Here is a 14,266-nt window from a genome sequence, read left to right as displayed (position 1 = left end):
ATCGGCGGCCCGCCACCCGCTACGACGTGGGCAAGACCGTGAAACGACCCGAGAGCATCATCGAACGAAACCGACTCAGACCATAAAGAACAAGCTCAGTGCCTGTTCCTGAGCCGGTCATGACAGTGCTGTAACTGGAACTGCTTGTCATCGACGTTCACGTACAGTGCTTGGACGGACGGTGGGCACTCGCGTACGTGACGGAAACGAGGTCGGCATTCCGATGCACGCAGCGGTCGAAGGCCCTGGCATGTCGGACCAGGCGCGTCTGGCCGTCCACAGCGCTGTCTCCACGTCCCTCGCCCTGCGAAGTGATCGCCAGCTGGGCGAGCTTGTGGACGCTGCCGTGCCACTTGGCTCCGGCATCGGCGGAAGGTCCGCGCTGCTGGAGGTCGGCGGGAAGCCGGTCTTCGTGAAGCGGGTGCCGCTCACGGACACGGAGCTCCTTCCGCGACACGCGCGCTCCACCGCCAACCTGTTCGGGCTTCCCACCTTCTGTCAGTACGGCGTCGGGCCGGGCCCTCTCGGGCCCAGCTTCGGGGCGTGGCGGGAGCTCGCCGTCCACACCATGACGACGAACTGGGTTCTCACGAGGCAGTACCAGGGGTTTCCGTTGCTGTACCACTGGCGGGTGCTGCCAGAATCGTCCCCGCTTTCCGGGGAACTGCCTGACGTGGAGCCGGCTGTGCAGTACTGGGGAGGCGGTCCGGAAGTTCGCCGCCGTATCGAGGCCCTGCAGCAGTCCTCTGCGAGCCTGGTGCTCTTCCTGGAGTACATCCCTCAGACGCTCCATGACTGGTTCCTCGACCAGGTACGGGCTGGCGATGAGTCCGTCGGCAGTGCGTGCTCCCTGGTGGAAGGCGAGCTGGAGGCCGGCACTTCCTTCATGAGCGCTCGCGGGCTGCTGCACTTCGATGCCCACTTTCACAACATCCTGACCGACGGCCGACGCCTGTACTTCACCGACTACGGCCTCTCCCTCTCCTCCCAGTTCGATCTGTCACCGTCCGAGACCGGCTTCTTCGAGCGGCACAGGGCCTACGATCGCTGCTACACGCGCAGTTGGCTGGTGAACTGGCTGATCACGCATCTCTACGGACACACGTACAAGCGGGAGGAACGCTGCGCACTCATCCGGGCATGCGCGGAAGGAGAGGATCTGCTGGGTGGGCCGCAAGCGGCCAGGGCGATCCTCTCCCGCCATGCACCGCTCGCCGTAGTCATGACGGACTTCTACGGCAAGGTCCAGGATGAGAGCAGGCAGACCCCGTACCCGTCGGAGGCGCTCCGCCAGGCCCTCGATGCGGACGGGCCACGTCGCAGCTGAGCAGGAACTCAGCGCTGGGGCTCCCGGAGGCTGTTCTCGCTTCGTACGGTGGCTGCATGGACAGCAACGGGGCGCCCCGGCTGAAGCTGACCGTGATCACGGATGACGCTTGCGGGCCGCGGTTGTGCCGGGGGTGCGGTGGTCCGCTGATGCCGTCGGCAAAGGCGACGGCGGTGTTCTGCGAGGACGCCTGCCGTTCGCGGCACTGGCGGCGGATGCGGCGGGCGAGGGCTCGGACCGAGGCGGTGACGGCCGGCGTGACGGCCTCGTGTCCGCAGTGCGGGGCAGTGTGGACGGTCGGTGTCGACCGCCCGGTCTCCGCGGTCTACTGCTCTCCCGCCTGCCGCAAATGGGCCTGGCACACGCGGCGCGCGCAGTCCGGCGGGGTGTGAGCCTGCGCGTTCGGCGCCGGTGGGGCTGCTTCGGGCGCCGGGGCTGTACGCCCTTCTCTGCCGGGCAAGGCGGTCGGATGGTGCGAAGTGACGCGTTTCCGGGGTGAGTTGACGGCATGCGAGGGTGTTGTCCCCGGGGCTCGTGGGGGTGGTGTCCGGATGACCGGGATGGTCGGCAGTGTGACCCGGCAGCGCTACGACGAGCTGGTCAGGCTGGGGCGGGACTGGGTCGAGACGATGAGCGGCGTCCAGTGGCAGCTCGGGGACGCCGGCCTGGAGATCGAGCCGATGCGCTCCTACGGAGGCGCGAACCCGTCGGGGAGCGAGGAGTTCTTCACGGTCAGCGAGGCGATACGGATGTTCGCCGAGGACGTCGGCCTGGCCTATTCGACGGTCCGGGACTACCGGTGGGTGGCCTCACGCTGGCCGAAGGAACACCGCCGGCTGGGCGTCTCCCACACCATCCACAAGATCCTCGCCTCCATCCCGGACGAGCAGGAACGGTTCGAGGCGGTCAACAACCCCCCGCCCAACCCACACGGCGGACCAGCGCGCTGGACGCACGACAGCGCGAAACGGATCGTCGGCTGGAAGGTCGACACCCCCGAGAGCGTCCAGGAGAAGGTGGACGCGATCCACGACCTGGCCGCCGACGACCAGGTCGCCGCGCGGGTGGCCACCGACTTCCTGCGCCGCCCCGCGGTCGCCTCGAAAGCGATGGCCGACGACACCGCCAGGCACGCAGTGAACGAGGCGCAGTTCGACCAGTTCCGCCAGCAGGTCCAGTACGGGCAGGAGGAAGCCGCCCCGCAGCTGGACCAGCTGCGCCGCATGGAACACAACACCCAGTTCATGGATTTGGTCGCGGCCTGCACGCAGTTCACCGTCACCGCCGGAAGGATCGTGCCCAACCTGCGCGGCGAGCCCTACGACGACGCCGAACGCGAGACGATCCTGCGGGGCCTTGCACGGGTGCGGGCGTCGGCGGACTGGATCGAGAACGCGGTCACCCGTGGCGAGGTCGACCTGGACGAGCAGCTCCAGAAGCTGCTGAAGGGCTCGGGCGAGTAGCGATGGGGCGGGGCGTTCCCGCTCACGTCCACGCCGAAGCCGTCCTGTCCGCCCTGCTGGAGGCCCGTCCCGCCGGTCTGACGATCGTCCAGCTGATGGCGGCCACCGAGCGCACCCGGGCGCAGGTCCACACCGGACTCGCTCACCTGCGCCAGGTCGCCGCCGCGAAGGGGCTCCCACCGGTGACCTGGGACAAGACGTGGGGCTACCGGATGCTGGAGGACGCGCCGGAAGTCTGGATCGGCTACGAGCGAGCGTTCTTCGAATCGGTCCACCACCGGGTGGAGCACTTCATCGCCGGAATCCTCCTGCCGCACCAGAAGAAGAAGCCCGACGACCCCTACATCCGCACGGTCATGGCGCAGATGGGCGCGATCGAGTCCACCCTGCACCTCCTCGCCAACCTGGAGTGAACCCCCGAGGAAGGCGACGGGCCGCGACCGCCCCACCGTTGGCTCCCCTTCAGGTAGCGGCCCGGCACTCCTGTCATGCCGCTGCCCCGCTACCACTACCCCTCTGACACCAGCGACCTCGAATGGGCCCTCCTGGAACGGCTCCTGCCCACCCCCGCCTGCCGGACCCTCAAGGGCGGGGCCCCGGAGAAGTGGCCCCGCCGCCACGTGGTCGACGCCATCCGCTACATCACCGACAACGGGGCGAAATGGCGCGCTCTGCCTGCCGACTTCGGCATCCCGTGGCGCACGGTGTTCGGATACTTCGCCCGCTGGGCGAAGGCCGGCGTCCTGCGGCACGTCCTCGATCAGCTGCGCCGGCGGTTGCGGCTTCGGCGACGGCGGTGTCCCTGGCCGGTCCGGGTGATCGTGGACTCCCAATCCGTCAAGGGCGCGGAGACCGTGTCGAAAGCGACACGAGGATACGACGCGAACAAACACATCAACGGGAGGAAGCGGCATCTCCTGGTTGATCAGGACGGCCTGCTCGTCGACCTGCTCGTCACACCGGCAGATGTCCAGGACCGGGACGCGGCCCGTGTCTTGCTGACCCGCCTCCACGCCGAGCACCCCGAGATCGTGCTGGTCTGGGCGGACAACGGCTACGGCGGAGACGAGTTCGCTACCTGGGCGCAGAACACCCTCGGCATCACCGTCAAAGTCGTCTCCCGGCCCAAGGACGCCAAGGGCTTCGTCCTGTTGCCCAAGCGCTGGGTGGTGGAACGGTCGAATTCGTGGACGCTGCGGGCCCGCCGCAACGCGCGGGACTACGAACGTCTCATGTCCCACGCCGAAGCACACGTCCAGTGGGCCTTCATCACCCTCATGACCCGCCGACTCACCCGACGAAACCGCCGGACCGAGGCGGTCCCAACTCCCCTCGCGGCAGCCGCCTGACGATCCCTCCGGCTGCCGTTCGGTTCGGCGTCCATCGACGCTCAACCGAACGGCTAACCCGATCACCACCCAGCTCCATGACACCTTGACCTGCGGAAAGAGGATGTGACACAGGCACTCAGGAGCAGGTCGTCACCGCGCGGGCGGGGCTTCGTCAGTCGGGCTGGCCGCGATTGCTGTGCCAGTCCAGTATCAGGACGGTGGCGTCGTCCTTGAGATTGCCGTGGCAGGCGTCGAGCACCGCGGCGGTCAGGGTCCGGACGGCTTCTCGCGGGTGCAGCGCGCGGGTGTCGTGGATGACGGAGGCCAGGTCGACGGATGCGGCTCCGCGTTCCAGCATTCCGTCGGTCAGCAGGACCAGCCGGTCTCCCGGTCTCAGCAGCAGTTCCTGGAGGCGGTAGGCCGTGGGAGCCGCCACACCGAAGGGCAGGTTGACGGCGAGTTCCACTTCCGCGACGGCGTTGTCGCGCAGCAGCAGGGGCCGGGGGTGTCCGGCGTTGACCAGGTCGCACAGCCCCGTTTCGAGGTCGACGCAGAGCAGCTGTCCGGTGGCCAGGCCGCGGCTGTGGCTCAGCAGGGCCTCGTGGGCGTGGCGCGCCTGTTCCAGGGCGTCACAGCCACCACGGCGCGCCTGCCGCAGCGCGCCGACCAGCAAGGTGGCCAACAGCGCGGAGTTCGTGTCGTGGCCCATCGCATCGGTGATCGACAGGTGCAGAGTGTCGCGGTCGAGGGTGTAGTCGTAGGTGTCGCCGCCGATGTCGTCAGCCGGGACCAGTCCGCCGGCCAGGGTGAACTGGGCCGCCTCGCAGCAGGAGGACGAGGGGAGCAGTTGGTGCTGGATCTCCGCCGCCAGGCTGGTCGGGGTGGTACGGCGTCCCTGGTGGTACAGATCGGTGAAGCGGCGGTCCGTCACGATGATGTAGGCCAGCGCGTGCGCCGCGTGGCGGACCTGACGCAGCACGGTGTCGTCTGCGGACTGGAGGCTCACCTCCAGGACGCCGACGCAGTCGCCGCGATTGGTGACGGGCGTGATGACGCGTCGTCCGCCTCGGCCATCGGGTTCCGCATGCTGGCGCTGGCTCCGCAGAACGCTGTCGTAGACGCTGCCCTGGAGCTCGATCGGCTCGCCCGGGTCGGCGGCCTTGTCGCCGGTCGCGGCGAGGCGTATGAGGCGCTGGCCGATGAGGTCGACGAACAGGAACGACACCGCCTCGGCACCGAACCGCTTCTGCAGGTCCTGCGCCACCACCTCGACGGACTCACCGGGCGGGGCCGCTTCCGCGGCGGCCAGCAACTCGCCCAGTTCCAGGTCTTCACCCTTCACGGCAACCTCCTGTCGGCTGCCGCACCTTCTTCCCCGAGTTCGTGCAACCTCACATATTCCGCATATTTGGCCTGGCCAGGGGAGTGGTTGAGGGACGGGCCCCGGTGCCGTGGGCCGTTCAGCATGATCCAGCGCGGAACCCCGGGTGTTCCCGCCCGGAGTGAGGCGTTCGGCGACGCCCCTACGTTTGACGTGCCAGGTCGTCCACCAGGAGGTCCAGCGTTGTCTCCTCGTGGAGGGCTACGCCCAGGGCTGTCATGGCAGGGGCGAGGTCCGGGTCCCAGTCCGCGCTGACCGGCGGTCCGTCGAGGGCCAGTTGAGGGATCCCCTCGGCCTGGCTGCGCGCGGCCAGGTGCTCGTAGTCCGCGGCTCCCATGCGCCATGGCGAGGCGTCGTAGCGGCGGATGACCCTGTTGGCCAGAGCGATTCCCGGCCAGTCGAAGTCGCCGTGGTAGGTGAAGCGGCAGTCTGTGGCGGCGAGGGCGTCGAGAAGTGTGAAGACCACGGTGGCGGCGCTGCCGGACGTGCACACGAGGGGCTGGACACAGGCCGCGTCCGCCGCGGCTTCCACCACGCGCGGATTCTCACAGATGTGGATGAGCGTTCGCGCGGGGAGACGCAGCCGCAGGGAGTGCAGGTCGCGCGGCGTGAGGTGCGTTTCGGCGTGATGCTTGGCCCGCTCCCGCAGAGCACGCTCCTGCCAGCCCTCGCCAACGGGGCGCAGTGCGTAGGCCAGCACCGTGCTGGAGACCTCGTCCGGTGTGACGGACACCAGCCGCCACAGTGCGCGTCGACCGGCCGCGTCGTCGGGGAACTCGGTGCCGTGGGCGAGGGCGACGCCGCGTTGGACGAGGCGGGCGAGCCAGGTGCCGTCGTCCAGGCCGTGCGCGGAGCCGGTCGTCATGGCGGCCAGTTCTCCTCGGCCGAGAGCGTTGCCGCTGCGGTGCGGACCGAGGAGAGAGCTGAGGACCTGGACCGCCTGCTGGAGTGTCCAGATGGCCGTGTCGGGCGTCACTCCTCGCGGAACTCCGGTTCGGCGCAGTAGGTCGTACCACTGCCGGGGCCATTCCTGGTCGGCGAGCGGGGAGGCGTCCAGTGACGAAGCGAGGGACGACCACACCTGTTCTCGCCGCGCCGCCGCGTCCGCGCGGACGGCACGGCGGTCGGTGAGTGGCCGGCCGAGTTCCTCCAGGGTGTCCCTGAGGCCGAGTCCGGCAGCTGAGGCGCGCAGTCGTGCGTCGAGTACGTCGAGCCTCACGGTCACGGCGGTGCCGGTGAGTGGTCTGCCCAGCAGGAGGGAGAGGTCGTTGCGTTCCTCGGTGCTGAGCGAGGCCAGCCGGAGCGAACCGGTGGCCTGTACACCGTTGCTCTCCAGGCGTGTACGCACGCCCTTCCACAGCCGCATGAGTCCGGGGCCCGTCAGCCATTCGCGCGTGGTGGAGGGCAGTCTGCTCACACGGACACCAGACGCCGGTGCCGGCCGTTCCAGGTGTAGTGCAGGGTGGCCACCCCTCGCACATGGGGGTCACGGAGACACTCGTAGATGTGCAGCGACGGCACCTCGGGCCAGTTGCCCATGAGCCGTTCGCTGGTGAGGACGAAGTCGAGATCGAGGTCGACGAGGATGCGGCCCAGCCGTCCATGGGTGGGTTCGTCGACCTTCGCGAAGGCGTCGTCCAGGAGGATCAGCCGCGGTGCGTGCGGTGCCGACTCGGCGAGGCCGGTGAAGTGGGCGGCAGCGGCGGCGAAGAGCACGAGGTAGGAGAGGACCCGTTGTTCGCCCTGGCTGAGACCGGTCCGGCCGGTCAGTTTCCTACGGCGGCCCGGGGCAGCGTCCTCGACCACGAAGGTGTGGAATCGGAACCAGTCGCGGTAGTCCAGCGCGGTCCGTAGATGGGCGGCGTAACCGGCTGAGGGATCGGCGCGGCGGGCGTCCTCGATCCGGCGTTGCAGGACTTCGCGGAGCTGCTCGGTCTCCTCGCGGGTTCGCAGGCTCGACGGACTGCGCAGCAGGTCCACGGCTGCCCGGACGTCCGCGTCGACGTCCTCGTCCAGCTTCCACAGCAGCGTGACACCGAGTCCGTGGGAGGTGCGCACGGTCTGCAGGGTGTCGTTGAGTGCCGTGACCAGGTTCGCCGCGGTGATGACCTGCACCGAGAGGTGATCGCCGAGTTCGCCGGTCAGGAACCGCTGGAACACCTCGCGTTCGCGTTCGGTGAGCCGTCCCCGGGCCTCCGCGGCCTGGACTGCGATGCGCTCGCCCACGGCCGCCACGTCGTGGGAGCCGTGGTCGTCGAGCAGTCGGCAGACCTTGATTCCGTCGCGTTCCTCCAGCTGGGCGTCGAATCCGCCGGCCAGTTGGTCGCGTAGCTCGGTGTGCCGGTTGAGCAGGGTGCTGTCCGACACCTCGTCCTTGGGACGGCCGAGTGCCTGCTCCACGGCCTCGGCGAGGGACCGCAGCGCGCGCAGACGGCTGCGGACGTCCTCGCTGGGATCGTCCGACAGGTACCCGGGCAGCGCGGACCGGTCGAGGCCGGCGCCGAGTACCACCTCGGGACGGCCGAGAGCACCGCGCAGAGCGCTGCCGGTGTCGATGACCACCGTCTCCTGTTCGGCGAGGGTCCCGCGCAGGCGCTTCTCGTCCTCTTCCGCGCGTACGCGCTGGTCGTGGAGGTCGTCGCGGGCGCTCTGCGCCGCCGGCAGGGCGCGGAGGGCGTTCGCGATGCGTTGTCTGGTGTCCCGCTCGCGGGTGAGGATCTCCTCCTCGGAGGACCCGATGGCCTGCTCGCGAGTCCGCAGGTCCTGCTGAGCGGTGCGCAGTCCGGTGAGGTGGACCTGGTAGCTCGCCTCTGCGGCCCGGCGATTCTCCCGGGCTCGTTCGTACCGTTCGGCATCCGCTTGATGCGCTCCGAGACGCTCGCCCGTGCCGTCGACCGCCCGGCGCAGATGCCCGACGCCGCTGAGCAGGGCAGCCAGTGCGGTGCGTACGCGGTCCAGGGCATCAGGGTCGCCCGGCAGGTCGTGGGCGGTTGCGGTGGCGTCCGCCTTCGCGCGCGCCGCTACCGCGAGAGCGCGGGCTTCCTCGGCCTGCCGGGCTGCCCGGGTCGCCTTGGCGGTCAGGTCACGCAGGGCCTTGTCCGCTGTTTCGTTCCTGCTCCAGGCGTTGGCGAGGTCCCGCGCCCGGGGGAAGTCCCGTTCGGCGAGGGTGAGGGCCCGACGCAGGGCGTCTGCTGCGGCGAGTTCTTCGCGGCCTTCGGCCAGCCGCTGTTCCGTGTGTGTGATGTGCTGCGCCAGTTCGGCGAGGGCGCGCCGCCGGGTCTCGGCGCGTACGGCGGCCCCCACGTACTCGGTGTCGCCCTTGTCGTGACGCCCGCTGAGCACGCCCAGTCGCCAACTGCCGTCGTAGTGGACCGCGGCATGAGCGGATGTTTCCGGTACGGGGGCGAGTGCGATGGTGGCGAGGAGATGGCTCACCTGCCCGGACGTGACCCCGCACCCCGGTTCAGGGGCCGGGCGCAGGGCCGAGGCGAGCGGTGGTCCGTCATCGTCGGACAGCGCGGGACCGGGCCGGAGGAGGGTGTCCCGGGTGCCGGGGTCGAGAAGGACGCCGTCCGCGCTGACCCACGCGTCCAGGATTCCGCTCGCCTCCAGCGCCCCTTCAAGACCGGCCCGGTCCGCCGGTGTCAGGCCGTCCGCGAAGTCCACGAGCCGGTAGAAGGGGGCTCCGCTGCCCGGTGTCCTCTCGGCGACGCGATGGGGCGGGGCGGGCGGCTCAGGGTCGGTACGTCGTTCCCAGTCCCGCTGCTGCTCTGTGAGACGGTCGAGTTCCTCGCCGAGTCGGCCGACGCTCAGCGCGAGTGCGTCCCGGCGTTCGGTGAGTTCCTCGCCGTACGGTTCGAGTGCGGCCTGCGCGGTTCGCCACGCCTGGCTGTCGATGTCGGGTGGCAGCGTGCGGTCGGCGAACGGCGCGTCGGTGGACGTCTCGTGGCCGACCGTGGCGCGAACGGCGTCCAGCGGCGGGCAGGCGGGCCCCAGCACGGTCCGCGTGCGCGCTGTCCACTCGGTGACACGGCCCGCGTAGACGCCGCTCGCTTCGGCGACGGTCCGGCGGCTGGCGTCGAGCCGTGCGGCGGCCTCCTCGGCCTCGCCCTCCAGCCGTTCCCTCTCGGTATCGGCCTGGGCCGCCGCGGTGCGGGCCTCGTGCGCCCGTGAGATGAGGCGGTTCACTTCGTGGATCATCCGTGCCCGGTTCTTCGCGACCGCCTCGGCGTTCTCCAGCTGGTGGTGCCAGGAGCGCAGTCCTTCCCGCGTGGTGACGGTGTCGGCGCGGGCCGCCGACCGGTGCTGTACGGTGTGTCGCTCCCCGTCCGGCGTCATCAACTCCGCCTCGGTGGACTGGGACAGGACGGTACGTGACAGGGCCACCGCCTCGCCGAGGTGACCGGTGGGCAGTCCGGCCCGCTCCGCCTGCGTCAGCGACTCCCGGTGTTCGGTGCCCAGTTCGGCCAGTCGGCCGCCGAGGTGTTCGACCCCTTCGGCCAGCCGTTCCGCCGCGCTCTCCTCCGTGTCGTGTGCGGCGCGCAAGGAGGTGAAGGCGGCCTCGGCGGCGGTGTGCAGGGCCTCCACTGTGCCGCGGCGTTCCGACAGTTCGTGCAGGCTGCGGTAGGCGTGGCTGGCGTGCAGGGCGGCCAGGTCGGTGCGGGCGGTCTGTTCCTCCTCGCGCAGGGTCTCCAGTCGGCCCTGCGACTCCTCCTCCTGTGTCCGCAGGTCGCTCGTCCGCTGTGCGGCGTCTCCGGCCGCCCGGCGCCTTTGCGTGAGGACACCCAGCTCGTGGCTGACTCGCTGTGCGCAGGTGCGCAGGACTCCGGCCAGGTAACCGCGGTAACTGGCCAGGAACGTGCGCAGCGCCGTGTCGGTGCGTTCCAGGCGGCCGAGTTCGTCCCGTACGGCGTCGAGGTCGTGGAGGTTGCGTGCCACCTTCTCGACCACGTCCTCGTCGAGTCCCGGCAGGGTCTCGCTGAGCAGGGAGGCCAGGCCCCCGTGCTCGATGCGGTCTCCCACAGTGGGGCGCCGAAGCCGGTGGAGGAGCTGGGTGAGGTTGCGGTAACGCGTCGCGTCGGTGATGCCGAACAGGTCCCGGGCCACCCGGGAGCGGTGCATGACCGCACGCTCGGTCGTGTTGTCGGAGCCGACGATGTCCTTGAGCCGGTCGACCGGCAAGGGCGTTCCGCCTTCGGCCAGGCGCAGGTCCGCACCGACCCGCAACGGGGTGACGAAGAACGTCGGCAGCGCCCTCTGCGTCGACTTCGAGGCACGGATGGCGGCACCGAGCGTCAGGAACCGGTGACCGCCGTTCTCGGCCGTGCTCTGGAACTCGACCCACAGATACCCGAGGCGGTTGGTCTGCTCGAACCCGTCCAGCATCAGCCAGGGGAGAGTGGTGCGGCCGGTGCCGGTCGCGTCCAGCGCCCGTGAGTCACCGTCCAGGAGATACGGGAGGAGCATCTCCAGGGCCTTGGACTTGCCCGCGCCGTTCTTGCCGCGCAGCAGCAGCCGTCCGTCACCGAACGAGAACTCCTGGGCGTCGTACTGCCAGACGTTCTGGATGCCGGCCCGGTGCAGCCGGAAACGGGTGCCGCCGGTGGTCGTCGCGGGGCCGGAACGCGGCAGCGGAACGAGGCCATGGGCGTCGCTGGTCATAGGGGCAGTTCCTCCTGCACAGCGTTTTCCTGACGGGTTTTCGCAGCAGGGCGCAGGGTCACGAGGGTGGCGTAGCGCGCCGCCGCTGCCAGCAGCACCCAGCCCTCGCCGCCGGGCCGTGCGCCGCGGACATCGGTCACCGTGCGCCCGTCCGGTGCCTCCTCGACGTACCCCTCCGGCAGCCCCGCGCCCTCGGCGCGCAGCCGGCCGGCGCGGGCCATCAGCCGCATGCGGACCAGTAGGTCCAGCACGGCCTCCCTCAAGGCGGGCGGGTCGTCGAGGTAGCCGCGCTGCCAGTTGCTGCGCTGCCCGTACTCGGCGATGAGCCCGGCGAGGATCTCATCCACCAGGCCGTCCGGGACGGCCACCCCGATGACGAGCGTCCCGCCGGTCGCCGGATGCCCCGGTTCGTGCGGCCGAAGCCGCTCCACGAGCCGTGCCACCAGCAGCAGCGCGGCCTGGGCGACGGTTCCGGTGCCCGGCAGATGCAGATCCGTCAGCTCCTCCTCGGGGTCCACCAGCGCCACGCCCTCGGCGCGGATCTCCATCTCCAGACCCAGGAGTTCGGAGAATGCCTGGGCTTCCCGGCGCTGCCGGGTGCGCAGCCAGTCGCGCTCGGCGTCGGTCAGCTCGTCGAGGTGGACGACAGGTGTCTCGACCAGCATCCGGCGTACATAGGTGCGCGGTCCGCCGAATCCCGGGTCGGCTGCCCGCCGTACCAGGTCGGCGCCGTCCCGGGACTGCGCGAGCGGGCCGGCGACGACCACGCGGGCCAGCTCACGGTCCACTGTGATCAGGGCTTCTCCGCCGGCCTCCTGCGCGATCGCGGCCACCTGTCCGTCGGTCTCGATGAGGACGCCCCACTCGACGAGCCGGCGCAGAGCCGCCACCAGGGTCCGCTTCCCGGCTGCCCGGCCCGGCTCCTCCAGCTCGATCCCCGCGTCGGCGGCAGCGGCCCTGATGTCGGCGACCAGGTGTGACAGCAGCACCTGCTCCGGCGCGGTCACCAGCACGGACAGTGCCAGTGCGAGACAGGCGTATGTGTGCGGGGCGAACGGCGTGCCGGTGGAGCGCTCCAGCCGGTGACCCGATCCCGGCCCGAGCCCCGCCTTGAACAGCCTGGCGAAGGAGCTGTCGACCAGCAGGCGGTAGCCGAGCACCTGCTGGAACCGTTTGCCCAGCCAGTCCGCGTGCCTGCGGATCAGCGGGAAGACGTCGGCGTGCGGGCCGTCCGATGCGACCAGGGGGTGGGCGAGCAGAAGGCGGGCTGCCGTGCGACGCTCGGCGGCCAAAGCCACGTCGTGCGTGGAGGGAAGGGTCACGACACGCTCACCTCCGCTTCGCCGTCGTCCGCGCCTTCGCCGTCGTCTGCGGCTGCGATACGGCGGATGTCCAGCTCCAGGTCGTCCAGCAGCAGGTCACCGTCGGCCGAGTACAGCACCGTCCGCGCGCCCGCCGTCCGGCGGACGGTGAGCCGGATGCCCAGTTCGGCGTCCTCGCTGTGCGCCGAGTCGAGGCCGAATCCCGCGGACCCCTCACCGCCCGCATCGGCGACTCTCCTGAGCTGCGCGTTTCCGAGTGCCGTGGCCAGCAGTTCCAAGAGCAGCCCGAGCGCTGCCGAGGTGAGCCGCACATCGGCGAACCGGCCCGACGCGCTGCGCAGTTCGTCCCCCGCCGCTGTCCTGGCCGCCGTCTGCCGCCGGGCGTCCTCCCGCAGCCGCTCCTTCTGCGCGGAGTGGTCCTCCACCGAGGAGGCTCGGCCCCGCTGGGCGCGGCTGCCTCTCTCGCGCAGGGCCACCGGCACCTCGACCACCGGACCGGTCCACCAGCTCGTGTAGGCGGGCACCACCTCGTCCGTGGCCGGGGGTATGCCCAGATGGCGGGCGCCGTACAGACCGAAGGCGGCGACGGCCATGTCGTGCGCGTCCTGCGGCGCGGCCTCCTCGAACCAGCGGGCCAGCCGCAGCAGATCGTTGCGCCGGGACATCTCCCCGGTGGCCGACCGCAGCATCCGCTTGGCGTTGGCGAGCAGCGACTGCAGCGCGCGCAGCGTGGCGTCCCGCAGCTGATCGACCTGACTGCCCTGGCCGTCGGTGTCACTGAACCAGCCGCGCAGGCCCTCCCAGTCCGCGAGTTCGCGGCCCCTGCTGCGCTGCACCCGTACGTCCACACGGGCCTCGCCCCGCGCCGAGAGCTCCGTGAGCCCCTGGGCGTGGGCGTCCAGCCGGTCCAGCAGGGCCGGAATGTGCGGCCACAGGGTGTCCAGCGCCTCCGAGATCCGAGGGGCGCGGAATGTCACGTCATCGGTGATCGCCTCGACGTAGTCCAGGAGCAGCTCCTTGAAGCCCTGGTACTCGGTGCTGTCGAGGTCGTAGCGGGAGAGCACCTGGCCGAGATAGGCGTAGAAGTCGCGTATGGAGTCCGCGAACTCGGTGAACTGCACGAACAGGGTGCTGATCCGTTCCAGTCCGTCCTGCGGTTCCATGCCGCCCGGCGCGGTCACGAGGCCGGCCAGCTCCCGCAGCCCGCGCTCGACCAGGGCCAGCAGTTCGTTGCTCACCTCTCGGGCGGCATCGGCCTCGGCCAGGACGCCGTCGGCATCCCGCTGGATGCGCTCGCCCACTTTCGACAACTGGTAGCGGGAGCGCGAGCGCTGGTACTCGCTGATGCTGGATGCCCTGACGGTGTGGCTGCTGCGCAGCAGGTTTCCCCACTGCACCAGCTTTTCCAGCCGGACCGTGAGTGTGTCGGCGTCGAGCCCCGCGCCGGAACCGCTGCTCTGGCGCAGCTTCGTCATGATGTCCGGGACGGCAAGGTCCGCCAGCAGCGTTCCGCAGAAGACCCGCATGATCGCTACGTGCTCCAGCCGCTCGGGCGCGCTGAGGTACGAGTACGCCTCCAGCCGCCGCCGCGCCTCCTCGTCGGCGCCCTGACCTGCATCGGCTGCTGATACCCCCATGCCGGTGAGGTTACGTGGCGCAGCCGGGCGCCGCCGGTGAGTGGCCGAAAATGCCACGGACGTGTGCCGGACCTGCCGTGGCCGGTACGACGGCCGCGCGGCCCGGACGCCGCGGTGCCTGGCCGAGGCTCTCAGCAACGGTTC

The 14,266-nt window shown here is 70.4% G+C and carries 8 protein-coding genes and 1 pseudogene; 4 read left to right on the top strand and 5 right to left on the bottom strand.

What is annotated here, in order from left to right; translation table 11 throughout:
* Positions 1 to 223 precede the first annotated feature (223 nt).
* The 4 genes and pseudogenes from AB0E07_RS37135 to AB0E07_RS37120 form a co-directional block, all read left to right on the top strand.
* On the top strand, positions 224 to 1,327 hold the full coding sequence (locus tag AB0E07_RS37135; RefSeq protein ID WP_362262054.1) for a protein kinase family protein: 1,104 nt from the start codon (positions 224 to 226) through the stop codon (positions 1,325 to 1,327).
* A 551-nt stretch (positions 1,328 to 1,878) separates the two neighbouring features.
* Positions 1,879 to 2,790 carry a DUF6192 family protein gene (locus tag AB0E07_RS37130; RefSeq protein WP_362262051.1) on the top strand — a complete coding sequence of 304 codons (912 nt, stop codon included), beginning with the start codon at positions 1,879 to 1,881 and terminating at the stop codon, positions 2,788 to 2,790.
* A gap of 2 nt (positions 2,791 to 2,792) precedes the next feature.
* Entirely contained in the window at positions 2,793 to 3,203 is a 411-nt protein-coding gene (locus AB0E07_RS37125; RefSeq protein ID WP_362262048.1) for a RacP protein, read from the top strand.
* A gap of 75 nt (positions 3,204 to 3,278) precedes the next feature.
* Positions 3,279 to 4,088, top strand: a pseudogene (locus tag AB0E07_RS37120) (IS5 family transposase); the annotation flags it as partial.
* Positions 4,089 to 4,293: 205 nt separating this feature from the next.
* On the opposite strand, the gene AB0E07_RS37115 reads toward AB0E07_RS37120, so the two are convergent.
* The 5 genes from AB0E07_RS37115 to AB0E07_RS37095 all read right to left on the bottom strand — a co-directional run bounded on the left by AB0E07_RS37115 (position 4,294) and on the right by AB0E07_RS37095 (position 14,122).
* The gene (locus AB0E07_RS37115) at positions 4,294 to 5,463 is read right to left on the bottom strand and encodes a PP2C family protein-serine/threonine phosphatase (RefSeq protein ID WP_362262045.1); all 1,170 of its coding nucleotides are present in this window, start codon (positions 5,461 to 5,463) and stop codon (positions 4,294 to 4,296) included.
* Positions 5,464 to 5,644: 181 nt separating this feature from the next.
* Positions 5,645 to 6,919, bottom strand: coding sequence for a TIGR02679 family protein (locus AB0E07_RS37110; protein ID WP_362262042.1), 1,275 nt, complete (start codon positions 6,917 to 6,919; stop codon positions 5,645 to 5,647).
* Positions 6,916 to 11,163: a TIGR02680 family protein gene (locus AB0E07_RS37105; RefSeq protein ID WP_362262040.1), complete on the bottom strand. Its 4,248-nt coding sequence runs from the start codon at positions 11,161 to 11,163 to the stop codon at positions 6,916 to 6,918. Before AB0E07_RS37105 ends, AB0E07_RS37110 begins: the two co-directional genes overlap by 4 nt.
* The gene (locus AB0E07_RS37100; RefSeq protein WP_362262037.1) at positions 11,160 to 12,485 is read right to left on the bottom strand and encodes a TIGR02678 family protein; all 1,326 of its coding nucleotides are present in this window, start codon (positions 12,483 to 12,485) and stop codon (positions 11,160 to 11,162) included. The genes AB0E07_RS37105 and AB0E07_RS37100 overlap by 4 nt, the downstream gene beginning before the upstream one ends.
* On the bottom strand, positions 12,482 to 14,122 hold the full coding sequence (locus tag AB0E07_RS37095; protein ID WP_362262034.1) for a TIGR02677 family protein: 1,641 nt from the start codon (positions 14,120 to 14,122) through the stop codon (positions 12,482 to 12,484). The genes AB0E07_RS37100 and AB0E07_RS37095 overlap by 4 nt, the downstream gene beginning before the upstream one ends.
* Positions 14,123 to 14,266 lie beyond the last annotated feature (144 nt).

The sequence above is a fragment of the Streptomyces sp. NPDC048002 genome (assembly GCF_040653275.1).
In the GTDB taxonomy this organism is placed as follows: Bacteria; Actinomycetota; Actinomycetes; order Streptomycetales; family Streptomycetaceae; genus Streptomyces.
The sequence above is the reverse complement of the archived record's forward strand: the minus strand, read 5'-3'. Positions and strand labels throughout refer to the sequence as shown.